Origin of the sequence: Aeromonas sp. FDAARGOS 1402 (genome assembly GCF_019046925.1) — a bacterium.
Lineage (GTDB): Bacteria > Pseudomonadota > Gammaproteobacteria > Enterobacterales > Aeromonadaceae > Aeromonas > Aeromonas caviae.
This window is the reverse complement of record NZ_CP077201.1, coordinates 4,246,108-4,269,879: the sequence shown is the minus strand read 5'-3', so window position 1 is coordinate 4,269,879 and position 23,772 is coordinate 4,246,108. Positions and strand designations below refer to the sequence as shown.

The 23,772-nt window shown below is 63.3% G+C and carries 22 protein-coding genes; 10 read left to right on the top strand and 12 right to left on the bottom strand.

Annotated features, from left to right (window positions below; translation table 11 throughout):
- Positions 1–156: 156 nt before the first annotated feature.
- From I6L32_RS19930 to I6L32_RS19910, 5 genes are all read right to left on the bottom strand, one after another.
- On the bottom strand, positions 157–651 hold the full coding sequence (locus tag I6L32_RS19930) for a GDYXXLXY domain-containing protein (RefSeq protein ID WP_210599806.1): 495 nt from the start codon (positions 649–651) through the stop codon (positions 157–159).
- Positions 648–1,655: a DUF4401 domain-containing protein gene (locus tag I6L32_RS19925; RefSeq protein ID WP_210599805.1), complete on the bottom strand. Its 1,008-nt coding sequence runs from the start codon at positions 1,653–1,655 to the stop codon at positions 648–650. Before I6L32_RS19925 ends, I6L32_RS19930 begins: the two co-directional genes overlap by 4 nt.
- Positions 1,648–2,586: a DUF2157 domain-containing protein gene (locus tag I6L32_RS19920; RefSeq protein ID WP_042014993.1), complete on the bottom strand. Its 939-nt coding sequence runs from the start codon at positions 2,584–2,586 to the stop codon at positions 1,648–1,650. The genes I6L32_RS19925 and I6L32_RS19920 overlap by 8 nt, the downstream gene beginning before the upstream one ends.
- A 217-nt stretch (positions 2,587–2,803) precedes the next feature.
- Positions 2,804–3,361 carry a TMEM165/GDT1 family protein gene (locus tag I6L32_RS19915; protein ID WP_010675206.1) on the bottom strand — a complete coding sequence of 186 codons (558 nt, stop codon included), beginning with the start codon at positions 3,359–3,361 and terminating at the stop codon, positions 2,804–2,806.
- A gap of 253 nt (positions 3,362–3,614) precedes the next feature.
- Complete coding sequence (locus tag I6L32_RS19910; protein WP_039041208.1) at positions 3,615–3,944, bottom strand: translation initiation factor; 330 nt, start codon at positions 3,942–3,944, stop codon at positions 3,615–3,617.
- Between the two features lie 119 nt (positions 3,945–4,063).
- Between I6L32_RS19910 and I6L32_RS19905 the strand changes: the two genes are divergently transcribed.
- Genes I6L32_RS19905 through I6L32_RS19895 form a run of 3 tightly spaced genes read left to right on the top strand, consistent with a single transcriptional unit; the run spans position 4,064 to position 6,847 of the window.
- Positions 4,064–4,291, top strand: a complete 228-nt coding sequence (locus I6L32_RS19905; protein ID WP_010675204.1) for a FeoA family protein — start codon at positions 4,064–4,066, stop codon at positions 4,289–4,291.
- Positions 4,288–6,558, top strand: coding sequence for a Fe(2+) transporter permease subunit FeoB (gene feoB, locus I6L32_RS19900; protein WP_010675203.1), 2,271 nt, complete (start codon positions 4,288–4,290; stop codon positions 6,556–6,558). Before I6L32_RS19905 ends, feoB begins: the two co-directional genes overlap by 4 nt.
- A 46-nt stretch (positions 6,559–6,604) precedes the next feature.
- Positions 6,605–6,847, top strand: a complete 243-nt coding sequence (locus tag I6L32_RS19895; protein WP_010675202.1) for a FeoC-like transcriptional regulator — start codon at positions 6,605–6,607, stop codon at positions 6,845–6,847.
- Between the two features lie 61 nt (positions 6,848–6,908).
- Here the strand turns inward: I6L32_RS19895 and tapW are convergent, their stop codons facing one another.
- Together tapW and I6L32_RS19885 are read right to left on the bottom strand one after the other, a co-directional pair.
- The gene (gene tapW, locus I6L32_RS19890) at positions 6,909–8,045 is read right to left on the bottom strand and encodes a type IVa pilus ATPase TapW (RefSeq protein ID WP_029314740.1); all 1,137 of its coding nucleotides are present in this window, start codon (positions 8,043–8,045) and stop codon (positions 6,909–6,911) included.
- A 56-nt stretch (positions 8,046–8,101) separates the two neighbouring features.
- Positions 8,102–8,458: a DMT family protein gene (locus I6L32_RS19885; RefSeq protein ID WP_010675200.1), complete on the bottom strand. Its 357-nt coding sequence runs from the start codon at positions 8,456–8,458 to the stop codon at positions 8,102–8,104.
- Between the two features lie 112 nt (positions 8,459–8,570).
- Here I6L32_RS19885 and I6L32_RS19880 point away from each other — a divergent pair, with 112 nt between their 5' ends.
- The 3 genes from I6L32_RS19880 to I6L32_RS19870 all read left to right on the top strand — a co-directional run bounded on the left by I6L32_RS19880 (position 8,571) and on the right by I6L32_RS19870 (position 11,145).
- Positions 8,571–9,302 (top strand): ABC transporter substrate-binding protein, encoded by a 732-nt coding sequence (locus tag I6L32_RS19880; protein ID WP_210599804.1) that lies wholly within the window; start codon positions 8,571–8,573, stop codon positions 9,300–9,302.
- A gap of 75 nt (positions 9,303–9,377) precedes the next feature.
- On the top strand, positions 9,378–10,385 hold the full coding sequence (gene btuC / locus I6L32_RS19875) for a vitamin B12 ABC transporter permease BtuC (RefSeq protein ID WP_039041213.1): 1,008 nt from the start codon (positions 9,378–9,380) through the stop codon (positions 10,383–10,385).
- Complete coding sequence (locus I6L32_RS19870) at positions 10,372–11,145, top strand: ATP-binding cassette domain-containing protein (RefSeq protein ID WP_052816485.1); 774 nt, start codon at positions 10,372–10,374, stop codon at positions 11,143–11,145. The genes btuC and I6L32_RS19870 overlap by 14 nt, the downstream gene beginning before the upstream one ends.
- A gap of 212 nt (positions 11,146–11,357) precedes the next feature.
- Here I6L32_RS19870 and I6L32_RS19865 read toward each other — a convergent pair whose 3' ends face one another.
- Positions 11,358–12,422, bottom strand: coding sequence for a 3-deoxy-7-phosphoheptulonate synthase (locus tag I6L32_RS19865; RefSeq protein WP_010675196.1), 1,065 nt, complete (start codon positions 12,420–12,422; stop codon positions 11,358–11,360).
- A gap of 141 nt (positions 12,423–12,563) precedes the next feature.
- Here I6L32_RS19865 and I6L32_RS19860 point away from each other — a divergent pair, with 141 nt between their 5' ends.
- The gene (locus I6L32_RS19860; protein ID WP_039040385.1) at positions 12,564–12,944 is read left to right on the top strand and encodes a diacylglycerol kinase; all 381 of its coding nucleotides are present in this window, start codon (positions 12,564–12,566) and stop codon (positions 12,942–12,944) included.
- 78 nt (positions 12,945–13,022) lie between these two features.
- Here I6L32_RS19860 and serA read toward each other — a convergent pair whose 3' ends face one another.
- The 4 genes from serA to I6L32_RS19840 all read right to left on the bottom strand — a co-directional run bounded on the left by serA (position 13,023) and on the right by I6L32_RS19840 (position 17,364).
- Positions 13,023–14,255 carry a phosphoglycerate dehydrogenase gene (gene serA, locus I6L32_RS19855; protein ID WP_039040384.1) on the bottom strand — a complete coding sequence of 411 codons (1,233 nt, stop codon included), beginning with the start codon at positions 14,253–14,255 and terminating at the stop codon, positions 13,023–13,025.
- A 264-nt stretch (positions 14,256–14,519) separates the two neighbouring features.
- Positions 14,520–15,173, bottom strand: a complete 654-nt coding sequence (gene rpiA / locus I6L32_RS19850; protein ID WP_039040383.1) for a ribose-5-phosphate isomerase RpiA — start codon at positions 15,171–15,173, stop codon at positions 14,520–14,522.
- A gap of 143 nt (positions 15,174–15,316) precedes the next feature.
- Complete coding sequence (locus I6L32_RS19845; RefSeq protein WP_039040382.1) at positions 15,317–15,913, bottom strand: 5-formyltetrahydrofolate cyclo-ligase; 597 nt, start codon at positions 15,911–15,913, stop codon at positions 15,317–15,319.
- A gap of 104 nt (positions 15,914–16,017) precedes the next feature.
- Positions 16,018–17,364, bottom strand: coding sequence for a Na+/H+ antiporter NhaC family protein (locus I6L32_RS19840; RefSeq protein ID WP_039040381.1), 1,347 nt, complete (start codon positions 17,362–17,364; stop codon positions 16,018–16,020).
- A 316-nt stretch (positions 17,365–17,680) separates the two neighbouring features.
- Here I6L32_RS19840 and dapB point away from each other — a divergent pair, with 316 nt between their 5' ends.
- The 3 genes from dapB to carB all read left to right on the top strand — a co-directional run bounded on the left by dapB (position 17,681) and on the right by carB (position 23,530).
- Positions 17,681–18,493 carry a 4-hydroxy-tetrahydrodipicolinate reductase gene (dapB, locus tag I6L32_RS19835; protein ID WP_210599803.1) on the top strand — a complete coding sequence of 271 codons (813 nt, stop codon included), beginning with the start codon at positions 17,681–17,683 and terminating at the stop codon, positions 18,491–18,493.
- Between the two features lie 659 nt (positions 18,494–19,152).
- Positions 19,153–20,289, top strand: a complete 1,137-nt coding sequence (gene carA / locus I6L32_RS19830) for a glutamine-hydrolyzing carbamoyl-phosphate synthase small subunit (RefSeq protein WP_210599802.1) — start codon at positions 19,153–19,155, stop codon at positions 20,287–20,289.
- Positions 20,290–20,305: 16 nt separating this feature from the next.
- Positions 20,306–23,530 carry a carbamoyl-phosphate synthase large subunit gene (gene carB / locus I6L32_RS19825; RefSeq protein ID WP_041213100.1) on the top strand — a complete coding sequence of 1,075 codons (3,225 nt, stop codon included), beginning with the start codon at positions 20,306–20,308 and terminating at the stop codon, positions 23,528–23,530.
- Positions 23,531–23,772 lie beyond the last annotated feature (242 nt).

Here is a 23,772-nt window from a genome sequence, read left to right as displayed (position 1 = left end):
GGGGGACTGCAATGTCTGTGTTCATCCTGACCGTCCTGCTGCCGAGTGCCCAGTTTCAAGTGTTGCCAAGTCACGGCGTTTCGCCACCCGGCGCAGACGTTATCCGCCGGGGGCCGTCATTCTCTCGCCACTCACAACCGGATCGGCGCCCTCTTTTTACCAGGTCGGGCGGGTGTGACCCAGGGGGGTGAATGCTTCGTCCCTCAGCCCCACCAGCAGGGTGCTGCCATCCTCTTGCAGACGAAACTCGCCGTAGCGGGCCGACTCATACTGATCTCCCGTGCCCTCTTCGAAGAAGAAGGCGTCAGGCCCGATAAACCACTGGCCGTCGCGCTGGCGCACCTTGAGCAGGCGCTCCCCCGGGCCAGGGGCCTCGGGCTTGCCCCCTTCCACCCAGTGCACCACCTGATGTTCATCCAGGCGAACGACCAGGGTGTGGGGGCCGACGGCGGCCTGGCGGCCCGCCAGCTGGCGGGCGAGGGCGTAGTTCAGGCGCATGTAGTCCCCCTGCATCAGGGAGCGGGGGTCGACCGGTGCCAGCTCGATCAGCACCACCTCCCCCTGGCTCATGGCGTGCTCGAAGCGCCAGACGGCGGCGTTGATGCCGGCGAGCAGGGCAAGACAGGTCAGCAAAAAGGCGAGGCGTCTCATGAGGGGCTCCCGTTGTGAAGGTGCTTGAGCCACTGACGGGTACCGAGCAGCAGGGCCCCCGAGGCGAGCAGCAGCCAGGACTTGGTCATCAGGGTCAGCCCCAGATCGTAGTAATAGAGGGAGCCAAAGCCGAGCAGCAGCAGGCCTGCCAGGGTCATCAGGGCCAGGCTGCCGGCGTAGAAGCCGAGCACCAGCACCAGGGCGCCAGCCCCCATGCCGGGAATGATGGCGCTGATCACCACCAGCGGCAGCCCGTAGCGCAGCGGCAGCCTGAGGCGAACCATGACCGCGAGCAGCAGGGCGGCGCAGAGCAGGGGATTGAGCCAGAGAGGCAGGCGGGAGCTGCCGAGCTCATTGAGCACGCTGGTGCCTCCCTCCCACAGGGGGTGGTGCAGCCGTCCCAGCACCAGCAGGGAGAGCGCCAGCCCCAGGGTGAGGGATTCATAGAGCAGATGGCGGGCGGGATCGCGCTCCGCCTGCAGCCAGCACAGGGCGACGGCGCCCATCACCAGCGGCAGGGCCAGCAGGTGCATGCCGAGGCAGGCGAGGGCGAGGGTGAGCAGGATGGCGGCGGCGAAGCTGTGGAACAGCCTGATCAGCCAGTGCTCGAACAGGGCGGCTACCCCGAGGGAGAAGGCGGTCAGACCGAACCAGAGCCACGCGACGTTCAGATCCAGCCTGTCCAGCAGGCCGTAGAGCAGCCAGGCATTTGCCGCCAGCGCCAGCGCCAGCACGAACTGATCCCAGAGATCGCTGCGGGTCGCCATGCGGTTGAGACCGAGGGCGGCGGCCATCAGCACCATCCCCATGGTGAGGGCGTTGTTGGGGTCGCGGGTCAGCTGCTCGAAGGCCATGAAGAGGAAGAAGAGCAGGAAGAGGGCGGCTATCCAGCCCACCATGCCGAGCAGAAAACGGCCCGACCAGTGGGGCTGTTCATCCCGGGGGGCATCCCCTTCCACAAGTTGGGCAGCACGCAGGCGCTCCCAGGGGGTGAGATCAGACATGCTGCCTCCGTTGTTGTTGCAGCCAGCGGCTGGCCATCACCGACAGGCCGATGGCGATGAGGGCCAGCAGCAAAAAGCCGTTCATGTCCGGCTCCATCCACTTGCCAAGGGCCGCGAGGATCACGGCGATGAGGCTCAGGCACCCCATGGCGAGCCCGGCGATGAACCTGTGGTGCCAGCGCAGGTAGGCGGCGCCGAGCCAGGCGAGCCAGGCAGGCCAGACCCAGGGAGAGGCGGCATCGAACAGGGCCAGCAGGGTAAGCAGGGTGATGCCGAGCCCCGCGGCCAGCCCCGCGAGCCAGGAGGGCATCAGGGCGTAGCGGGCGGGCACCAGGATGAGCAGACCCCAGAGGGCGGCGTTGAGCAGGGTCAGGCACCAGCCGAGGGCCTCCTCGTTGAAGGAGAAGAAGAGATCGAGAAGGCCGAGCCGCCAGTAGAGCACCAGGGCGAGCTGACCGAGCAGCCAGGCCAGGGTCCAGAGCAGCGGGCTTCTGCCAAGGGCCGCCAGCGGCAGCAGCATCAGGGCCCAGGTGGCGAAGAGCTGCCAGGGGTCGGCGCCGGTCTGGTAGGTCTGGCCCACCAGGGCGAGCAGGGCGCCGAGGTTGAGGGCCAGGGCCAGCAGCAGGGCCTGGCGCGGGGTGTCACTCATGGGTTTGCGCCAGAGCACCAGGAGCATGGCGAGCAACGGCAGCTCCAGCAGGGCGAGACGTGAGAGGCGCCCCAGGGCCTGCCAGTTGAAGGCGACGAAGAAGACGAGGCCGGCGCCAAGGCAGAGGCAGCCGAGCCAGAGCAGCAGCCTGTCGAACAGCCACTGCCAGCGGGCAGGGCCGGGGGGCAGATCGCACAGGGCCAGGGCGGCAGGCAGCGAGGCCCGTGGCAGGCGGCCGCGCCTGACCCAGTCGAGCAGGGTCTGTCTTGAGGTGAGGTGCATGGGGGCTCCTGAAGCCGTGATGCCTGAAAGATAAGGCATTATGGCACGGCGAAGCGTCTCGGGGCAGGGGCGCAGTCGGCGCTGCGACACAGGTCGCGGCACGGGGCCATGTCTTTGCACTAAAAAGGCCCCCGCCGTGAGGAGGGGGCCTGAAGGACGTCCGGGGCGGCGGTGGCGATCAGTGCTCACGCTGATCCCCCGCCGGCTTCTATGGAGGTCAGGCGAAGATCAGGGTGGAGATGCCAAGCCCCGCAAAGAGGATGGCGCAGGCAATGCGGATCCCCTTGAGGGGGAGCTTGTCGGCCCCGAGCTTGCCGAGCAGCACCACGGGCACGTTGGCCAGCATCATGCCGAGGGTGGTGCCGGTGATCACCTGGATCAGGGAGTCGTACTTGGCTGCCAGCAGCACGGTGGCTATCTGGGTCTTGTCACCGATCTCGGCGATGAAGAAGAGCACGAAGGTGGCCATGAAGGGGCCGTACTTGTCCAGGGAACTCTCTTCATCGTCCATCTTGTCCGGCACCAGGATCCAGGCGGCCATGGCGATGAAGGCGCCAGCGACCAGCCAGGTCATCACCTTGGGATCCATCCAGCGACTGATGAATTCCCCTATCCAGGCGGCACCCGCGTGGTTGAGCAGGGTGGCAGCCAGCATGCCGGCGATGATGGGCCAGGGTTTGCGAAAACGACAGATGAGCAACAGGGCCAGCAGCTGTGTCTTGTCGCCGATCTCGGCGATGGCAACGCTGATGGTGGAGGTTAACAAGGCTTCCATAAAAATGACCGGGGGACGGAATTGTTATAAACCAGAGACAAGCCTGTGCCATCCGTCCCCGGTTTTGGCACTGGCCCGTCAAAGGTCTTGTCAAATCCGGCATTGCCCGGATCACCCTGACCATGGTGAGTTGGCACCAAGTATGTTGATCAGGATCGCGCACGGAACGGGTCCGTGGCGAGACTACTCCCCCTCGATGGGAGCGGGCATTCTAGGGAAAAACCCCCGGTGAGGCAAGGCGCGGGATGGGGAATTATCCCCCCACCAGCTTGACCTGAAAGCCGGCCTTCTCCAGTTCGGCCTTGATGAGGTCCCGTTTGTCCCCCTGGATCTCGATGATCCCCTCCTTGAGACCGCCGCCGGTACCGCACTTCTTCTTGAGCAGGGTGGCGAGGGCCTTCTGCTGGTCGGCGGGAACGCCGTGGATGCTGATGACCCCGGCCCCCTTGCGTCCCTTGGTCTCGCGGCGGATGCGCACGACCCCGTCGGCGGGGAAGGGGGAGGCATGCTGGGCGGGGGCGGATTCCTTGATCATGCCGCCGTCCGTGCTGTAGACCAGGCGGCTGTTGTTGTCGTGACTCATGGCAATACTTTGTCGGTTAGCTAAGCGGAGTTTGATTTTACGCAAATAAATGTTGAGGGCACAGCTTATAATCCCCCCATTAAAAGCGAATTATTCTTGTTTAACTTCAGGAGCCCGTCATGGTACTCACAGAGCTGTCGCCGGGACAGAGCGCTCGCATCACGCACATGAACCACCTTGGCCGCGCCTTGCGGCGCAAGTTGATGGTGATGGGGCTGCTGCCTCAGACCGAGATCCTCTATCTGCGGGCCGCCCCCCTGGGGGACCCGCTCCAGATCCAGTGCCAGGGCATCTGCCTCTCCATGCAGAGGAGTCTGGCCCAGCAAATCGAGGTGGAGCCGGTATGAGCTACAACCTGGTCACAGTGGGCAATCCCAACAGCGGCAAGACCTCCCTGTTCAACGCCCTGACCGGCTCCCGCCAGCAGGTGGGGAACTGGAGCGGGGTCACCGTCGACAAGAAGATGGGGGCCTTTGCTGCCCGCGGGCAGGAATACACCCTGGTGGACCTGCCCGGCATCTATGCCCTGGCCAACCAGGAGGCGAGCCTGGACGAGCAGATCGCCAGCCGCTTCGTCCAGCGCCAGCAGCCGGATCTGCTGCTCAACGTCATCGATGCCGCCAACCTGGAGCGCTCCCTCTACCTCACCCTGCAACTGCGGGAGCTGGGGCTGCCCATGGTGGTGGTGCTCAACAAGATGGATCTGCTGCAAAAGCGGCGCATCACCATCGACGAGGCCTTGCTCGCCAAGGCGCTGGGGTGCCCCGTGGTGTCGCTCTCGGCCCACAATCGCCAGCAGGTGGCGGCCTTCAAAGAGGGGATCCACCAGTTTATCGGCCAGTCCCAGCCCGCCCTGATGCTCGACTACGGTCAGCCCCTCGAGGGGGACATCGCCGAGCTGGAGACCCTGCTCGCCCCCCATCATCTGCATCGCCGTGGCCGCGCCCTGCGCCTGCTGGAGGAAGACATCGCCATGCAGGAGACCCTGGCGGCGGGGCAGCAGGCGGCGGCCGACAACGTGGTGAGCCGCGCCCACCACGCCCAGGACATCGACCTGCAACTCGCTGATTTGCGCTACGGCCATATCCACCACTGGTGCCAGCAGGCGTGCCGTCATCAGGACAAGCTCACCGTCGCCCAGAGCGAACGGCTGGACAGGGTGCTGCTCAACCGCTGGGTGGGCATCCCCTTCTTCCTGCTGGTGATGTACCTGATGTTCATGTTCGCCATCAAGGTGGGCAGCGCCTTCATCGACTTCTTCGACATCCTCGGGGGGGCCCTCTTCGTGGACGGGGTGCACCACCTGCTGGGGCTGATGAGTGCCCCCGACTGGCTGGGAGCCGTGCTCGCGGACGGCGTGGGTGCCGGTTTGCAGACGGTGGCGACCTTCATCCCCGTGGTGGGCTGCCTCTTTCTCTTCCTCGCGGTGCTGGAGAGCTCCGGCTATCTGGCCCGCGCCGCCTTCGTGGTGGACGCCCTGATGCGTCGCCTCGGCCTGCCCGGCAAGGCCTTCGTCCCCATGCTGATGGGCTTTGGCTGCACCGTGCCCGCGGTGATGGCGACTCGCACCCTGGGGTCGGAGCGCGAGCGGCTGATGACCTCGGCCATGGCGCCCTTCATGTCCTGTGGTGCCCGTCTGCCGGTCTACGCCCTGTTCGCGGTGGCCTTCTTCCCCGAGTCGGGGCAGAACCTGGTGTTCGGTCTCTATTTGTTCGGCATCCTGGTGGCGGTGCTCACCGGCCTCTTCCTGCGCAGCACCCTGCTGCCGGGCAAGAGCGACTCCATGGTGATGGAGATGCCCGATTACGAGTGGCCCCGTCCGGTGGACGTGGGGCTGCGCACCTGGCAGAAACTCAAGGGCTTCATCTTCGGCGCGGGCAAGACCATCGTCCTGATGGTGGCGGTGCTGAGCGTGCTCAACTCCCTCGGGACCGACGGCAGCTTCGGCAACCAGGATCAGGAGAACTCGGTGCTGAGCAAGCTGAGCCAGTCCGTGACCCCGGTGCTGCATCCCATAGGCGTGCGGGACGACAACTGGCAGGCCACGGTGGGCATCCTCACCGGCATCTTTGCCAAGGAGGCGGTGGTCGCTACCCTCAACAGCCTCTACGCCGGCGGCGCCGGTGATGAGGAGGAGAGTGAATACTCCCTGCTGGGCAGCCTGAAAGCGGCGCTGGCCACCATTCCCGCCAACCTGGCGGACATCGACCCCGCCGATCCCATGGGGCTCAAGGTGGGGGATCTGGAGGACAAGCAGGCGGCAGCCGAGGCCCAGGAGGTGGACACCTCCACCTACGGCAACATGCAGACCCACTTCGACGGCGTGGCCGGGGCCTTTGCCTACCTGCTGTTCGTGCTGCTCTACATGCCCTGCGCCGCCGCCATGGGGGCTCTGGTGCGAGAGACCGGTCGTCAGTGGGCCCTGTTCACCGCCGCCTGGTGCAACTACGTCGCCTTCCTGTGCGCCACCCTCTTCTATCAACTGGCGACCTTCGCCGCCCACCCGGCGCAGAGCCTGGTCTGGAGCCTGAGCTATCTGTTCTCCCTGGTGCTGCTCTGGTGGCTGGGGCGTCGTCACGGCGACATCGTCGCACGCAAGGTGGTGACCCTGTGAAGGGGCTCATGGTCAGGGGCGAGTGCGCCGAGAGGGAGGGTATTCTGTGATCCTGCGTGAACTGGGGGACTATCTGGCCCTTCACAAGAAGGTGAGCCGGCGGGCGCTGGCCCGCCACTTCCACACCTCCGAGGATGCGGTAGAGGCCATGCTCGGGGTCTGGATGCGCAAGGGGCGCGTCGCCAAGCGGGAGAGCCGCCTGTGTGGCGGCTCCTGCTGCGGCAAGCACGAAGAGGTGACGTTCGAGTGGTGCGAGCCCGGCCAGATAGGGCTGATCCAGAAGGGCTGACGCCTGCCCATATGCAAAAGGGAACCCGAGGGTTCCCTTTTTCGTGGCCGCCGGGTCCGTCTCAGAAGAGGTCGCCCTCGTCCTTGGTGGGCTCCAGGCTCCAGCCGCTCGCCGCCGCGCTGTTGCCAATCTGACCCTTCTCCCGCCAGAGTTTGATCTTGAGGCGCAGGTTGTTCTGGGAGTCCGCGTTCTTCACCGCCTCCTCCTCGTCGATCACCCCCTCGACCACCAGATCGAACAGAGTACTGTCGAAGGTCACCATGCCAAGGGCCCTGGATTTTTCCATGATCTCCTTGAGGCCGCCAAACTCGCCGCGCTTGATGAGATCGCGCACCGTGTGGGTTCCGAGCATCACCTCCACCGCCGCCCGGCGCCCGCCGTCCGTGGTCTTCACCAGCCGCTGGGAGACAAAGGCCTTGAGGTTGTTGCCAAGGTCGTTGAGCAGCTGGGGTCTGCGCTCTTCCGGGAAGAAGTTGATGATGCGATCCAGCGCCTGGTTGGCGTTGTTGGCGTGCAGGGTGGAGATGGCCAGATGCCCGGTCTCCGAGAAGGCGAGAGCATGCTCCATGGTCTCCCGATCGCGGATTTCGCCGATGAGGATGACGTCCGGCGCCTGGCGCAGGGTGTTCTTCAGGGCCGCGTGGAAGCTGCGGGTATCCACCCCCACCTCCCGCTGGTTGATGATGCTCTTCTGGTGGCGATGGACGAACTCCACCGGATCTTCGATGGTGATGATGTGGCCGCCGCTGTTGCGGTTGCGATGATCGATGAGGGCCGCGAGCGACGTGGACTTGCCGGACCCGGTGCCGCCGACGAAGAGCACCAGACCCCGCTTCTCCATGATGGTGTCGAGGAGCACCGGAGGGAGTTTGAGATCCTCGAAGCGGGGGATCTCGGTCTTGATGTTGCGCGCCACCAGGGAGACTTCATTGCGCTGCTTGAAGATGTTGACCCGAAAACGGCCTATCTGGGGCAGGGAGATGGCGAGGTTCATCTCCAGCTCTTTCTCGAACTGCTGTTTCTGCTCGAGATCCATGATGTCGTAGGCGATGCGGGCCACCTCGCCCGGCCCCAGGGGCTCCTGGGTGAGGGGGCGCAGGGCGCCGTTGAACTTGGCGCAGGGGGGGGCGCCGGTGGAGAGATAGAGATCGGAACCGTCCTGTTTGGCCAGGATCTGCAGCATGTCTCTCAATTCCATGAGGGGCCTCGTCGCTCAAAGGGCTGGGGGATGATGAATGGCTTGAGTGTACAGCTTCAGGCGCCGGTCAGTTTTTCGCGGAACACAAAAAAGACCGCGCCCAGGATGCACAGACCCGCCCAGAGGTAGTCCCACTTCAGATCTTCTTTCAGATAGAAGATGGAGAAGGGAACGAACACGGTGAGGGTGATCACCTCCTGCAGGATCTTGAGCTGGCCGACGGAGAGCACGGTGTGGCCGATGCGGTTGGCGGGCACCTGCAACAGGTATTCGAACAGGGCTATCCCCCAGCTCACCAGGGCGGCGATGATCCAGGGTTTGTGATTCATGCTCTTGAGATGGGCGTACCAGGCAAACGTCATGAAGACGTTGCTGCAGATGAGCAGGCCGATACTGGTCATGATGGGGTTCATTAGGTTCTCCTTTTAAATCAATGCATTTTATCTCGACTCCATGGGTTTTCATAAGTGGTGCTTGAGGGTATTTTTAGCTCACAAGGATGTAACAAAAGAAGGCGAAAGCTGGATGGGCAAGACAAGCTGGGGTGCGCTTTGTCTGTTGTTTGCCTGCTGGGCGCAAGGTGCGCCGACCCTGACGGTGGCCACCGATGTCTGGCCGCCGTTTCGCATGCTGGCAGAGAACGACGACTTCCAGGGGCTGGATATCGACATTCTGCGCCAGTTGCAGGCACGCAGCGGCATTGTGCTCACCCTCAAACGGGTGCCCTGGGGACGGGCACTCAAACAGATGCAGACCGGTCAGGTGGATCTGATGATAGGGCTGGCTCACACCGAGGAGCGGGCCGCCTTCATCGACTACCTGCAGCCGTCCTATTACCAGTGCCGGCCTGCCTTCTATGGCAAGCCCGCCGCCGTGGCAGGTCTCAGGCGCTACGAGGATCTGCGAGGCCGCGAGATAGGCTATGTGTTCAACTCCGCCTACTTCCCCCCCTTCGATGGCGACACCCAGCTCGACAAGCACGGGGTCCCCACCGAAGACCAGTTGCAGCGCATGGTGGAGCGGGGCCACCTGCCCCTGATGATAGGGACCGACTGCCAGGTGGATTACGCCCTGAGCCAGCGCAACGACGCCGGCCTCGTCAAGGCGCCCTTCCAGCCCCCCAACCCGGTGGTGCTCTACCTCGGGATGAGCAAGCACTCACCCCACCATGAGCTGGGCCCCAAGCTGGCGCAGGCGTTGCAAGCCATGGTGGAGAGCGGCGAGATAGCGGCGCTGGCCAAGCCCTACCAGCCTTGACCTTGGGTGGTAACGCGCTGTTATCATGCAGCTTTCCTGCCTGCCCACCGGCGGGCCTCGCTTCTTGGGGATCCCGTGTATCTCGCTCTCATCCGTCGCCAGCAGCGCTGGCAGCGTCGCTGGCTGCTCCTGCTGTCGCTGCTGACCCTGGCCCTGTTCCTGCTCTCCCTCGCCCTCGGGGAGTTCGTGCTGCTGCCCTGGCAGCCGCTGGGGGATCTGGAGCTGCGCATCCTGCTGGAGCTGCGCCTGCCGCGCGCCCTGCTGGCTCTGCTGGCGGGGGCCTCCCTTGCCTGCGGCGGTGCCGTGCTCCAGGTGATGCTGCACAATCCGGTGGCGGAACCCGGCCTGCTCGGCGTCTCGAGCGGCGCTGGGCTGGCCGCCATGGTGGCGATGGCGGTGGCCAAGGGGCTCGGGCTCTATCTGCCGGGCTGGGGACTGTCGCTGGCGGCCTTTGGCGGCGCCCTGGTGGTGACCATGCTGCTCATCCGTCTCGCACGTCGGGCACGGCTCGGCCATGGGCGGCTGCTGCTGTTCGGGGTCGCCATCGGCATCCTCACCAATGCGGCCATGACCTGGCTGATGTATTTCGCCGACGACGGCGCCTTGCGGGAATTCATGTTCTGGATGATGGGCAGCCTCGCCTACGGCAGCCAGCAGCTCGCCTGGTGGTGGCTGGTGCTGCCCCTCACCCTCGGCTGGCTCTGCTGGCAGGGGCGGGCACTGCAACAACTGCTGCTGGGAGAGACCCAGGCCCGCCTCATGGGGCTGAACGTGGACAGCATGCGGGTACGCCTGGTGCTGGCGGTCTGCCTGCTCACCGGGGTGGCGGTCTCCCTGTGCGGCGTCATCGGCTTCGTCGGCCTGGTGGTGCCTCACCTGCTGCGCCTGTGCGGTGGCAGCGATCAGCGCTTCCTGCTGCCCGCCTCGGCGCTGGGGGGCGGCGCCCTGCTGCTCGGGGCCGATCTGGTGGCCCGCTCGGCGCTGCACGCCGGTGAACTGCCCATCGGGGTCATCACCGCCTCGGTGGGTGCCCCGCTCTTTATCTATCTGCTGCTGAGGCAAGATGCCGATGTGTCCCGCTGATCCCGCCCCCTGGCGGCTGGAGGCCCGCGCCCTGGCCATCCCCCATCGCCTCGCCCCCCTGGATCTCGCCTGGCCCGGTGGTCAGCTGGTGGCCCTGCTCGGCCCCAATGGCAGTGGCAAGTCCTCCCTGCTCGGGGCCCTGGCGGGCCTGCTGCCCGCCGATGGCGCCGTCTTGCTGGGAGGAGAGGTCATCACGACCCTGAGCTGGCCCGAGCTTGCAACGCGGCGCGCCATGCTGCCCCAGCGCCAGCCCCAGCTGTTCCACATCCCGGTGTTCCAGGTGCTGAGCCTGGGGCTGGAGGAGGGGGGCCCCGATGCCCAGGCGCAGGCGGTGGCGGATGTGTGCGACGCCCTGGAATTGGCGCCCCTGCTGGCACGGGACTTCAGCCGCTTGTCCGGGGGGGAGCAGCAGCGGGTGCTGATCGCCCGCACCCTGTTGCAACTATGGCCAAGCCTCAATCCGACCGGGCGGGTGCTGCTGCTGGACGAACCCCTGGCGGGGCTGGATCTGCATCACCAGATGGCGCTGCTGCGGCTGCTCAAGCAACTGGCCGCGCAGGGATTGCTGGTGGTGGCGGCCATCCACGACATCAATCTGGCCATCGACTGGGCGGATCGCGTGCTCTGCCTGCAACAGGGCCGCGTGGTGGGGGAAGGGGACGTCGGGATCATCGACGAGGCGCTGCTGGAGCGGGTGTTCCAGATCCGCACCGATCGTATCGAGGCGGCCGGCCGCACCTGGTTTATGCCGAGTCTGTGAGGCGGTCTTCCCCCTCATCCCCAGCCCTTCTCCCATTCTTTTGAAACAAGCGGGAGAAGGGAGCCGCTCCGTCGACTACGGATACAGCATTGAAAACCTGCTTAGGCTGAGTGAAGCCAAGGGGAGCGAGTGAATCACTGTGGAAATGAAAAGAGCCAGGCATCCGTGATACCTGGCTCTTTGAATTGGTAGAGAGAGCGTTGAGCGGTTGCTCAGGCTTTCTGCTTGTCCAGCCGCACCTGGGCGGCTTCTGCCAGCATGGCCAGCAGGGTTTCGGTGTCACTCCACGACAGACAGGCATCGGTGATGCTCTGGCCGAAGGTGGCGGCACAGCCGTTCTCCACGTCCTGACGCCCTTCCACCAGGAAGCTCTCGGCCATGATGCCGGCGATGCCGGTGCGGCCGCGGCGCAGCTGATCGCAGATATCCTGGGCCACCAGCAGTTGGCGGCGGTGATCCTTCATGCTGTTGCCGTGGCTGAAGTCCACCACCAGGCGCTCCGGCAGGCCCACCTGGGCCAGAGCCTCGCACGCCTCGTCGATGCTGGCGGTGTCGTAGTTGGGACGGTGGCCGCCGCGCAGGATCACGTGGCCGTAGGGGTTGCCGGCGGTGCGGTAGATGGTCATCTTGCCGTCCTTGTCCGGGGAGTAGAAGATGTGGCTGTGACGGGCGGCGCGCACCGCATCGATGGCAATGCGGGTGTTGCCGTCGGTGCCGTTCTTGAACCCCACCGGGCAGGAGAGGGCGGAGGCCATCTCCCGGTGAACCTGGGACTCGGTGGTGCGCGCGCCGATGGCGCCCCAGGTGATGAGATCGCTGATGTACTGGCCGGTCACCATGTCGAGGAACTCGGTGGCGGTGGGCATGCCGGTCTCGTTGATGTCCACCAGCAGCTTGCGGGCCAGTTTGAGCCCTTCATTGACGTCGAAACTGCCGTCCAGGCGCGGATCATTGATGAGCCCCTTCCAGCCGACGATGGTGCGCGGCTTTTCGAAGTAGGTGCGCATCACGATGCACAGGCTCTCTTTGTACTCTTCACGCAGGGTGTTCAGACGCAGAGCGTATTCGTGGGCGGCGGCAGGATCGTGGATGGAGCAGGGGCCGACGATGACCAGCAGGCGCTGATCTTCACCGGACAGAATGGCTTCCACTTGGCGGCGGGCATCCAGCAGGTTCTGGGCGATGGTGTCGGTTAACGGGAAGGCGTGCGCCAGCTCGCTTGGGGTGATCAGGGCCTCCAGGCGACGGGTGCGCAATTCATCGGTGTGAATGGACATACGACTCAATTCTCGAGTGGATAAGGTGGGCGGGATGCCAAAATGCAAGGGAATAAAATAAAGCAAAAGTCACCCGATGGAAACCTTGGGCGGCTCTGATAGGATGTGAACCCAAAAGCCATTTCAAATGAGGTAGTTATCGTGGCAAAGCCAGGCGCGACCGGGATCACCCGCATCATCAACGCAACCGGTTACAGCATGAAAGGTCTCAAATCGGCCTGGATCAACGAGGCCGCCTTCCGCCAGGAGCTGCTGCTCATCCTGCTGCTGATGCCGCTGGCATTCTGGATAGGTGACTCCCTCAACGAGATCCTGCTGCTCGTCTGCATCAGCTGGCTGGTGGTGATCGTCGAGGTACTCAACTCCGCCGTGGAGGCGGTAGTGGATCGCATCGGCTCCGAGCATCACGAACTCTCGGGCCGCGCCAAGGATCTGGGCTCCGCCGCCGTCTTCATCGCCCTGGCCCTCAATGCCCTGGTGTGGGGTGCCCTGGTGGGCCGCAACCTGCTGGGCTGGTGGTAAGCTGCGAGAGCAACCTTTCTCCTGACATAAAAAAGCCCGTCATCACGACGGGCTTTTTGCTGCGCAGATAAGGGCTTATCAGTGCAGGATCCGGGCACGGATGGTGCCATTGATCTCTTTGAGACGGGCCAGGGCCTTCTCGCTGTGCTCGGTTTCGACGTCGATGACCACGTAACCGATCTCGCTGCTGGTCTGCAGGTACTGACCGGCGATGTTGATCCCCTCGTCGGCGAAGATCTGGTTGATCTGGTTCATCACGCCGGGCTGGTTGCGGTGAATGTGCAGCAGGCGGCTGGAGCCCTTGTGGCCGGGCAGGGAGACTTCCGGGAAGTTGACAGCGGAGAGGGTGGAGCCGTTGTCGGAGTATTTGACCAGCTTGTTGGCCACTTCCAGACCGATGTTCTCCTGGGCTTCCTGGGTGGAGCCGCCGATGTGGGGGGTCAGGATCACGTTGTCCAGGCCGCGCAGCGGGGTGAGGAACTCCTCGTCGTTGGACTTGGGCTCCACCGGGAAGACGTCGATGGCGGCGCCGGAGAGGTGGCCGCTCTTGATGACGTCGGCCAGGGCGTCGATGTCCACCACGGTGCCGCGGGAGGCGTTGATGAAGATGGCGCCCGGTTTCATCATGCGCAGTTGCTCTGCACCGATGAGATCCTTGGTGGAGGCGGTTTCCGGTACGTGCAGGCTGATGACGTCAGACATGTTGAGCAGCTCCACCAGGTTCGGCACTTGGATGGCGTTGCCAAGGGAGAGCTTGTTCTCGATGTCGTAGTAGTAGACCTTCATGCCGATCATCTCGGCGATGATGCCAAGCTGGGTGCCGATGTGGCCGTAGCCGATGATGCCGAGCTTCTTGCCGCGGGCTTCGACGCTGCGGTTGGCCAGCTTCTCCCAGACGCCGCGATGGCACTTGGCATTCTTCTCGGGAATGCCGCGCAGCAGCAGCAGGATCTCCCCCAGTACCAGTTCGGCCACGGAGCGGGTGTTGGAGAAGGGGGCGTTGAAGACGGGAATGCCGCGCACGTGGGCGGCGTCGAGGGAGACCTGGTTGGTGCCGATGCAGAAGCAGCCGATGGCCACCAGCTTGGTGGCGGCATCCAGCACCTTCTCGGTGATCTGGGTGCGTGAACGCAGGCCCACGAAATGCACGTCACGAATGCGCTCGATCAACTCCTCTTCCGACAGGGACGTCTTCAGATATTCCACATTGGTGTAGCCGGCTGCCCGAAAGGTCTCCACCGTGTTGGGATGGACTCCCTCCAGCAGCAGTACCTTGATCTTATCCTTGTCCAGCGAAAACTTGGCTGTCATGACGTTCCCTCTATTGTTTTGAAAAATGCGTTCAGGCTTGCAGTGTGAAGAAAACCGTAAAGTAGCAAAAACGTTTGGGAGAGGGAATATTTGTGACGAAAGTCAAATTCTTTGAAGTTATCAACGATTGTTGCAGATGTGCTGCTACAACCCATTGAGGGATAACCAGAAACGGCGCCATGAGGCGCCGTTGTCCATTTGGGGCAGTCAGATTGACTGACCCGGGCGGTGCTTGCCCGGAGGGGGAGGTCCGGGGAGCAGGCCTTAGTTGGTGATCACACCCTCGGGGGTGCCGATCAGCACAACGTCGGCGCCACGGTGGGCGAACAGGCCGTTGGTGACCACGCCCACGATGCTGTTGAGGCGGGTTTCCAGAGCCTTGGCATCGGTGATGGCCATGCCCTTGACGTCCAGGATGATGTTGCCGTTGTCGGTCACCACCCCTTCACGCCACACCGGGTTGCCGCCAAGGGCGCGGATCTCGCGGGCCACGTATTCGCGGGCCATGGGGATCACTTCCACCGGCAGGGGGAAGGTGCCCAGCACGTCGACGGTCTTGGTGTTGTCGATGATGCAGATGAACTGGTCGGCCACGGCGGCGACGATCTTCTCGCGGGTCAGGGCGGCGCCGCCCCCCTTGATCATGTCGCGGCTGGCGTTGATCTCGTCGGCACCATCCACGTAGACGGAGAGGGCATCGATGTCGTTGAGGTCAAACACCGGGATGCCGAGACCCTTGAGGCGTTCGGTGGAGGCGATGGAGCTCGACACCGCGCCCTTGATCTGGTCTTTCATGGTCGCCAGTGCGTCGATGAAGTGATTGACGGTAGAGCCGGTGCCCACCCCGACGATGGTGCCGGGTACCACGTATTTGAGCGCAGCCCAACCGGCCGCCTTCTTCATTTCATCTTGAGTCATGATGGATCCTTATGGAAAAAGCGGGCGCATTATATCCAAGCATCCCCCCCAGAGCGACCATGGTGCTCACGTTCCGGCGCAAAAATCCCCAAGATGTAAATCGTTTGCCTGTTTATTGAACCGAAGGGGGCGCCCCCGCCTGATCAGGCAAAGTGCCAGCTGCGGCTGGGGGTGATGATCTGGGGGAGCGGCACGTCCCACTGCTCCCGGGGGACGGCATCCACCTGCTGGCAATCGTGGGCGAGCCCCAGGGGTCTTGGGCCGAGCTGGTGCTCGTGCCAGCAGGCGAGGGTGCGATCGTAGTAGCCGCCCCCCATGCCGAGGCGGTTGCCAGCCTCATCGAAGGCCACCAGCGGGGTGCAGATGATGTCCAGCATGCTGTGGGGCAGCACCTGCTGCACGTCGAGCTCGGGCTCGGCGATGCCGTAGCGGTTGCGGGTCATGGGGGTGGTGGCGGTGTAGCGCAAGAAGAGCAGGTGACCCGGGGTGAAGGGGTGCAGCACCGGCAGGTAGACCTCCTTTTGCCGGGCCCACAGCCAGTGGATGGCGGGCAGGGGATCGAGCTCCCCGTCGTTGGCCAGATAGAGGGCGATGCGCCTGGCCGCGAGGATGCCGGGGTGTTCCTGGAAGCGCTCGACCAGCTGTTGGGCCGCCGCCTGCTGCTCGGCCTGGCTCAGGCTTTTTCTGCGCTGGCGAATGAGCTGGCGCAGGTTCTGGCGTTCGGGTTGGGTATCCGGCATGGGGACTCCTGGGCAAAGGTGGGCTGGCGCTACCTTAGCAAGGGGCCGACGGGATGAAAAGCTGATGGCGGGGCCGCCAGCCGGGCGGCCCCTGAGGTCGGGTGTCAGGAGCGGTGTGGGGCGGGAGCCACTGCGCCCATCTGGTGCTTGAGGAAAACGGCCACGATGGCGGCCAGTGCCAGCGCCATGGGGTAGAAGCTCATGCTCACGACCAGGATCGGCGAGAGGGCGAAGATGGAACCCAGCAGCAGCGCCTGGGCGCCCCAGGGAATCAGCCCCTGTACCACGCAGGAGAAGATGTCCAGCATGGAGGCGGCGCGGCGCGGGGTGACCCCGTGATGGTCCGCCAGATCCCTGGCCACCTTGCTCGCGACTATGATGGCCACGGTGTTGTTGGCGGTGCACAGGTTGGTGAGGCTCACCACGCCGGCGATGCCCAGCTCGGCCGCCTTTTCGTTCTGCTCGCCATCGTGGTGGCGGGTGAAGCGGGCAATCAGGGCGGCGATGCGCTCACTTATCCATGCGAGCCCACCCTGGCGTTCCATCAGGGCACCCAGACCGCCGATGAGCATGGAGAGCAGGAAGATCTCCTGCATGCTGGTAAAGCCCTGATAGATGTCCTTGCTGAACTGGCCGAGGGAGTAGCTGCCAAGCAGCCCCACGCCACCGGCCGCCAGGATGCCGAGCCCCAGTACCATGAAGACGTTCATGCCAGAGAGGGCCAGCACCAGGATCAGCAGATAGGGGGCGACCTTGAGCAAGTCCGCCTCGGCGGTGGGGGCCGGCGCTTCACCGGTGGAGCCCAGCACCAGATAGAGCAGGATCACCAGCACGGCGGCGGGGGCGGCAATCTTGATGTTCTCGCGAAACTTGTCCTTCATCTCGCAGCCCTGGCTGCGGGTGGCGGCGATGGTGGTGTCGGAGATGATGGAGAGGTTGTCCCCGAACATGGCGCCGGAGAGGATGGTCCCCGCCATCAGCATCGGATCGATGCCGGCGGCCTGGGCGACGCCCAGCGCCACCGGTGCCACGGCGCCGATGGTGCCCATGGAGGTACCCATGGCGGTGGCAATGAAGGCAGAGATGAGGAAGAGCCCCGGCAGCAGGCACCAGCCCGGAATGAGGGAGAGGCCGAGGGCGACCGTGGCATCCACCCCGCCGGTGGCCTTGGCCACGGTGGCGAAGGCGCCCGCCAGCAAATAGATGAGGCACATGGCCATGATGTTGCTCTCGCCCACCCCCTTGAAGAAGGTCTCGAGGTTCTTGTTGAACCCCTCGCGTCCCATCAGCAGGGCCAGCATGACGGCGGGCAGGGCGGCAACGGGGGCGGGGAGCTGGTAGAAGGCGAACTCGACCCCCTGCAGGGTCAGCCAGGTACCGGTACCGATGAAGAGGGCAAGAAAGACCAGAAGGGGCAGCAGGGCTCTGGCACGGGGTTGGGTCTGGATCATGTGTTCCTCGAAACTTGAACAATGACCTCCTGTCGTTGCCTGTGGCGCCTCCAGGGCGGGCACAGGGCGGGCATCCTGCCACCATGGGGGGCCAACAGTAGTGAGTCGGCCCGCCCGGGTCAAGATAGCCGTCCAGATGGATAGGGCTTTTTACTTCGTGATTCTGACTTGTCTGGTAATTCCGTTATTTATTCTGTTTTTAATGAATTTGTCGTTTAAATGTCGGGGTGGTTTGGCGGGCCAGATCGGGCTTTTCAAAGGGGGCGCGGGCTGGTAAAACGGTCTCTTTCCATAATAAAGAGATGAGAGGGTGGAGATGGACAATCCGATCCGTGTGGCCGTGATGGGCTGTAATGGTCGTATGGGCAAGGTGCTGCTGGAGGCTATCGCCAACGCCGAGGGCGTGGTGGTGGGAGCGGCGCTGGAACGACCGGGCTCTGCCGTGATAGGTCTGGATGCGGGTGAACTCAACGGCCTGGGGCGCCTTGGCGTCATCATCAGCGACAGTCTGGAGCAGGTGAAGGACGAGTTCGATCTCATCATCGACTTCACCCGCCCCGAGGTGACCCTGGCGAACCTCGCCTTTGCACTGGCGCATGGCAAGCAGATGGTGATCGGCACCACCGGCTTTGACGAGGCGGGCAAGGCGGCCCTGCACGAGGCGGGCAAGCAGATCGGCATCGTCTTCGCCTCCAACTACTCGGTCGGGGTCAACCTGGTGTTCAAGCTGCTGGAGCAGGCGGCCAGGGTGATGGGGGAGTACACCGACATCGAGATCATCGAGGGGCACCACAGACACAAGGTGGATGCTCCGTCCGGCACTGCGCTCTCCATGGGGGAAGTGGTGGCGAAAACCCTGGGCCGGGATCTCAAAGAGTGCGCCGTCTATGGCCGTGAGGGGATCACCGGTGAGCGGGATCGCAACACCATCGGCTTTGCCACCATCCGCGCCGGAGATCTGGTGGGGGAGCACACCGTCATGTTCGCCGACATCGGCGAGCGGGTCGAGATCAGCCACAAGGCTTCCAGCCGTCTGACCTTCGCCAACGGTGCAGTGCGGGCGGGCAAGTGGCTCGGCCAGCAAGGGGCCGGTCTCTATGATATGCAGGATGTGCTCGGTCTGAAATAAACCGTCTTCAGGGGGAGTGCAGACTCCCGTACTGGTTGCCAAACCCCGGTCCGCCGGGGTTTTTTGTCACTTTTTTGTAGAAATGAGCCTTAATCATCACTTTTTGAGTGAACCTCGCTAAATCCTGCCATTCTTACAAGCCTGCCACCCTCTTGCGACAAAAATGTCATCAAGGGGTAACGGGTTTGGGTCTCAATATTCCCCTGCGGGGGGCATTTCGCCTTGATGTGAAATAGACTAAAAATGCAATACAAGAAAAACGTTTTCTATACTTGGCGTTCACTTTTCTGGCTTCAAATGGTGTTTTTTCTGTTGTGTTGTTTATTTTTTAATTTTCTATCTTGCTGTTTATTAAGTGGTAAATTTGGTTTTTTGTACGTTGCATGGCATCGGGCGCCGCTTTGTTGTCTGTGTTTGGCTTTTCTTTTTGAAGAGGGGGTTGCAAAGCGAGTGAGTGCATAGATAATGGGTAATGTTGCTTGTTTATTGAATTTAGATGCATTTCAAACGAGAAAAGACGTTGAAATGAGATCGTTTTTAAGTAGAATGCGCCCAATTTGCCAGAAATCTGCCGGGTTCGAGTCCTGTCAAAGACCGGAACCGAGCCCGCAACACCCAGGTAAATTGCTGAATTTAAAGCTAAATAACTGGAGGTTGTCTTGAATCACACTGCATTGCTAGTGCTGGAAGATGGAACTGTGTTCAAAGGCGTGTCGATAGGCGCCGAGGGATGTTCCGTTGGTGAAGTGGTTTTCAACACGTCGATGACGGGTTATCAGGAAATCCTCACCGATCCCTCCTATTCCCGTCAGATCGTTACCCTCACTTACCCCCATATAGGCAACACCGGCACCAACAGCGAAGATGAAGAGTCCAGTCAGGTCCATGCTCAGGGCCTCATCATCCGGGACCTTCCGATACTGGCCTCCAACTTCCGCAATCAGCAACCCCTCTCCGATTACCTCAAGTCCCACAACATCGTTGGCATCGCCGACATCGACACCCGCAAGCTGACCCGCATCCTGCGTGAAAAAGGCGCCCAGGCCGGTTGCATCCTGGCCGGCAAGCAGCTCGATGAAGCCCATGCCCTCGAACAGGCCCGCGCCTTCCCCGGTTTGAAGGGGATGGACCTGGCCAAGGAAGTGACCGTGAGCGAATCCTACAGCTGGACTGAAGGCAGCTGGCAGCTCGGCAAGGGTCACGTCACCCCGGCGGCCGATGAGCTGAAATACCACGTGGTGGCCTACGACTTCGGCGTGAAGCGCAACATCCTGCGCATGCTGGTGGACCGTGGCTGCCGCCTGACCGTGGTGCCGGCCAAGACCCCGGCCGCCGAGGTACTGGCGATGAACCCGGATGGCATCTTCCTCTCCAACGGCCCCGGCGACCCCGAGCCGTGCGACTACGCCATCGAAGCTATCAAGGCTTTCCTTGATACCAGCACCCCGGTGTTCGGTATCTGCCTGGGCCACCAGTTGCTGGGCCTGGCCTCCGGCGCCAAGACCATCAAGATGAAGTTCGGCCACCACGGTGCCAACCACCCGGTGAAGAGCCTGGACGACAACACCGTGATGATCACCGCCCAGAACCACGGCTTTGCGGTGGACGAGCAGACCCTGCCCGAGTGCCTGCGTGCCACCCACGTCTCCCTGTTCGATGGGTCGCTCCAGGGCATCCATCGCACCGACCGTCCGGCCTTCAGCTTCCAGGGTCACCCCGAAGCGAGCCCGGGCCCGCACGATTGTGCCGGTCTGTTCGACCACTTTATTGAATTGATCAAGCAGTATCGCGCCTAAGAGGATAAAGAGAGCCATGCCAAAACGTAACGACCTACAGAGCATCCTGATCCTCGGCGCCGGCCCCATCGTCATCGGTCAGGCCTGCGAATTCGACTACTCCGGCGCCCAGGCGTGCAAGGCCCTGAAAGAAGAGGGCTACCGCGTCATCCTGGTGAACTCCAACCCGGCCACCATCATGACCGACCCGGAGATGGCCGACGCCACCTACATCGAGCCCATCACCTGGGAAGTGGTGCGCGAGATCATCAAGAAAGAGCGCCCGGACGCCATCCTGCCCACCATGGGTGGTCAGACTGCGCTGAACTGCGCCCTGGCGCTGGAGCAGCATGGCGTGCTCAAGGAGTTCGGTGTCGAGATGATCGGCGCCACCGCCGACGCCATCGACAAGGCCGAGGATCGCTCCCGCTTTGACAAGGCCATGCGCAGCATCGGTCTCGAGTGCCCCCGTGCCGGTATCGCCCACAACATGGAAGAGGCCTGGGGCGTGCAGCAGATGGTCGGCTTCCCCTGCATCATCCGTCCTTCCTTTACCATGGGTGGCTCGGGCGGCGGCATCGCCTACAACACCGAAGAGTTCGTGGAGATCTGCGAGCGCGGTCTGGATCTCTCCCCGACCAAGGAGCTGCTCATCGACGAGTCGCTCATCGGCTGGAAAGAGTACGAGATGGAAGTGGTGCGGGATCGCAACGACAACTGCATCATCGTCTGCGCCATCGAAAACTTCGACCCCATGGGCATCCACACCGGTGACTCCATCACGGTCGCGCCAGCCCAGACGCTGACCGACAAGGAGTACCAGATCATGCGCAACGCCTCCATGGCGGTGCTGCGCGAGATCGGCGTCGAGACTGGCGGCTCCAACGTCCAGTTCGGCATCAACCCCAAAGACGGCCGCATGGTCATCATCGAGATGAACCCGCGGGTGTCGCGCTCCTCTGCACTGGCCTCCAAGGCGACCGGCTTCCCCATCGCCAAGATCGCCGCCAAGCTCGCCATCGGTTACACCCTGGACGAGCTGATGAACGACATCACCGGTGGTCGTACCCCGGCCTCCTTCGAGCCGGCCATCGACTACGTGGTGACCAAGGTGCCGCGCTTCAACTTCGAGAAGTTCGCCGGTGCCAACGACCGTCTGACCACCCAGATGAAGTCCGTGGGTGAAGTGATGGCCATCGGCCGCAACTTCCAGGAGTCCCTGCACAAGGCCCTGCGTGGTCTCGAGACCGGCAAGACCGGCTTCGACCCCATGGTTGACCTGAACGCCCCCGACTCCCTGACCCGCATCCGTCACGAGCTGCAGGATGCTGGTGCCGAGCGCATCTTCTACATCGCCGACGCCTTCCGCGCCGGCCTCTCCATGGACGGCGTGTTCAAGCTGACCAAGATTGACCCCTGGTTCCTGGTGCAGATTGAAGAGTTGGTGAAACTGGAAGAGCAGGTGAAAGAGCGCGGCATGGCCGGTCTTGACGCCGACTTCCTGCGCGCCCTCAAGCGCAAAGGCTTTGCCGACGCCCGTCTGGCCAAGATCCTCGGCGTGGCCGAAGGTGAAGTGCGTAAATTGCGTGCCCGCCACAACATCTTCCCGGTCTACAAGCGGGTCGATACCTGCGCCGCCGAGTTCGCTACCAACACCGCCTACATGTACTCCAGCTACGACGAAGAGTGCGAGGCCAACCCCACCAACCGCGACAAGATCATGGTCATCGGTGGCGGCCCGAACCGTATCGGTCAGGGCATCGAGTTCGACTACTGCTGCGTACACGCGGCGCTGGCCCTGCGCGAAGACGGTTACGAGACCATCATGGTCAACTGCAACCCGGAAACCGTCTCCACCGACTACGACACTTCCGACCGTCTCTACTTCGAGCCAGTCACCCTGGAAGACGTGCTGGAAATCGTGCGGGTCGAGCAGCCCAAGGGCGTCATCGTCCAGTACGGCGGCCAGACTCCGCTGAAACTGGCGCGAGCATTGGAAGCCAACGGTGTGCCGGTCATCGGGACCAGCCCGGATGCCATCGACCGCGCGGAAGATCGCGAGCGCTTCCAGTCCGCCGTCGAGCGCCTGGGGCTCAAGCAGCCGGAAAACGGCACCGTCACCGCCCTGGAGCAGGCCGTGCAACTGGCCACGCGCATCACCTACCCGCTGGTGGTTCGCCCCTCCTACGTGCTGGGTGGCCGCGCCATGGAAATCGTCTATGACGAGCAGGACCTGCGCCGCTACTTCGCCGAGGCAGTGAGCGTCTCCAATGAGTCGCCGGTACTGCTGGACCGCTTCCTGGACGACGCCACCGAGGTGGACGTGGACGCCATCTGCGACGGTACCGATGTGGTTATCGGCGGCATCATGGAGCACATCGAACAGGCCGGTATCCACTCCGGTGACTCCGCCTGCTCCCTGCCGCCCTACACCCTGTCCAAGGCCATCCAGGACGAGATGCGCGAGCAGGTGCGCAAGCTGGCGCTGGAACTCGGCGTGGTCGGTCTGATGAACGTGCAGTTCGCGGTGAAAGACAACGAGATCTACCTCATCGAGGTGAACCCCCGTGCCGCCCGTACCGTGCCCTTCGTCTCCAAGGCCACCGGTGCCCCGCTGGCCAAGATTGCCGCCCGCGTCATGGCCGGTCAGAGCCTGAAAGAACAGGGCTTCACCACCGAGATCATCCCGCCCTACTACTCGGTGAAGGAAGTGGTACTGCCGTTCGCCAAGTTCCCGGGTGTGGACCCGCTGCTGGGGCCGGAAATGCGCTCCACCGGTGAAGTCATGGGGGTGGGCAGCAGCTTCGCCGAGGCCTATGCCAAGGCGCAGCTGGGTGCCGGTCACCAGGTTCCGAGCGAAGGTCGCGCCCTCTTGTCCGTTCGCCACGGCGACAAGGAGCGGGTGGTGAACCTGGCCGCCAAGCTGCTGGAGCTGGGTTATGACCTCGACGCCACCCACGGCACCGCCGTGACCTTGGGCGAGGCGAGCATCAACCCGCGTCTGGTCAACAAGGTGCACGAGGGGCGTCCGCACATTCTGGATCGCATCAAGAATGGCGAGTACACCTACATCGTCAACACCGCCGAGGGTCGTCAGGCCATCGAGGACTCCAAGCAGCTGCGCCGTGGCGCCCTGCAGCACAAGGTGGCCTACACCACCACGCTGCACGCGGCCTTCGCCACCTGCATGGCCATCAGTGTCGATGCCACCGCCAATGTGAACTCAGTGCAGGAGCTGCATGAGAAGGTGAACAACCGCTAAGAGCACCGGCAGCACGCTGCCCGCTCGATGCACGCAAACCCCGCCAGCGATGGCGGGGTTTTTTATTGCCTGCGCCCTGCCACTTCCGGGGGGGCGCCAGCAAAGAAGATGGGTGAGATGGCGAATAATCCATCAGGGGTGGTGAGACTCACCCCCTTATTGGACATTCACTGCATCAATATTGCTCAATTGGCCTGGTGGGGTGCAATCTTCGCAATCTCTCGCCCCCACGACCTCCCTAT

Bases quoted from the DNA above. Each gene is read 5' to 3' on its own strand.
- I6L32_RS19930 (WP_210599806.1), bottom strand. From the start codon at position 651: ATGAGACGCCTCGCCTTTTTGCTGACCTGTCTTGCCCTGCTCGCCGGC.
- I6L32_RS19925 (WP_210599805.1), bottom strand. From the start codon at position 1,655: ATGTCTGATCTCACCCCCTGGGAGCGCCTGCGTGCTGCCCAACTTGTG.
- I6L32_RS19920 (WP_042014993.1), bottom strand. From the start codon at position 2,586: ATGCACCTCACCTCAAGACAGACCCTGCTCGACTGGGTCAGGCGCGGC.
- I6L32_RS19915 (WP_010675206.1), bottom strand. From the start codon at position 3,361: ATGGAAGCCTTGTTAACCTCCACCATCAGCGTTGCCATCGCCGAGATC.
- I6L32_RS19910 (WP_039041208.1), bottom strand. From the start codon at position 3,944: ATGAGTCACGACAACAACAGCCGCCTGGTCTACAGCACGGACGGCGGC.
- I6L32_RS19905 (WP_010675204.1), top strand. From the start codon at position 4,064: ATGGTACTCACAGAGCTGTCGCCGGGACAGAGCGCTCGCATCACGCAC.
- feoB (WP_010675203.1), top strand. From the start codon at position 4,288: ATGAGCTACAACCTGGTCACAGTGGGCAATCCCAACAGCGGCAAGACC.
- tapW (WP_029314740.1), bottom strand. From the start codon at position 8,045: ATGGAATTGAGAGACATGCTGCAGATCCTGGCCAAACAGGACGGTTCC.
- I6L32_RS19885 (WP_010675200.1), bottom strand. From the start codon at position 8,458: ATGAACCCCATCATGACCAGTATCGGCCTGCTCATCTGCAGCAACGTC.
- I6L32_RS19880 (WP_210599804.1), top strand. From the start codon at position 8,571: ATGGGCAAGACAAGCTGGGGTGCGCTTTGTCTGTTGTTTGCCTGCTGG.
- I6L32_RS19870 (WP_052816485.1), top strand. From the start codon at position 10,372: ATGTGTCCCGCTGATCCCGCCCCCTGGCGGCTGGAGGCCCGCGCCCTG.
- I6L32_RS19865 (WP_010675196.1), bottom strand. From the start codon at position 12,422: ATGTCCATTCACACCGATGAATTGCGCACCCGTCGCCTGGAGGCCCTG.
- serA (WP_039040384.1), bottom strand. From the start codon at position 14,255: ATGACAGCCAAGTTTTCGCTGGACAAGGATAAGATCAAGGTACTGCTG.
- rpiA (WP_039040383.1), bottom strand. From the start codon at position 15,173: ATGACTCAAGATGAAATGAAGAAGGCGGCCGGTTGGGCTGCGCTCAAA.
- I6L32_RS19845 (WP_039040382.1), bottom strand. From the start codon at position 15,913: ATGCCGGATACCCAACCCGAACGCCAGAACCTGCGCCAGCTCATTCGC.
- I6L32_RS19840 (WP_039040381.1), bottom strand. From the start codon at position 17,364: ATGATCCAGACCCAACCCCGTGCCAGAGCCCTGCTGCCCCTTCTGGTC.
- dapB (WP_210599803.1), top strand. From the start codon at position 17,681: ATGGACAATCCGATCCGTGTGGCCGTGATGGGCTGTAATGGTCGTATG.
- carB (WP_041213100.1), top strand. From the start codon at position 20,306: ATGCCAAAACGTAACGACCTACAGAGCATCCTGATCCTCGGCGCCGGC.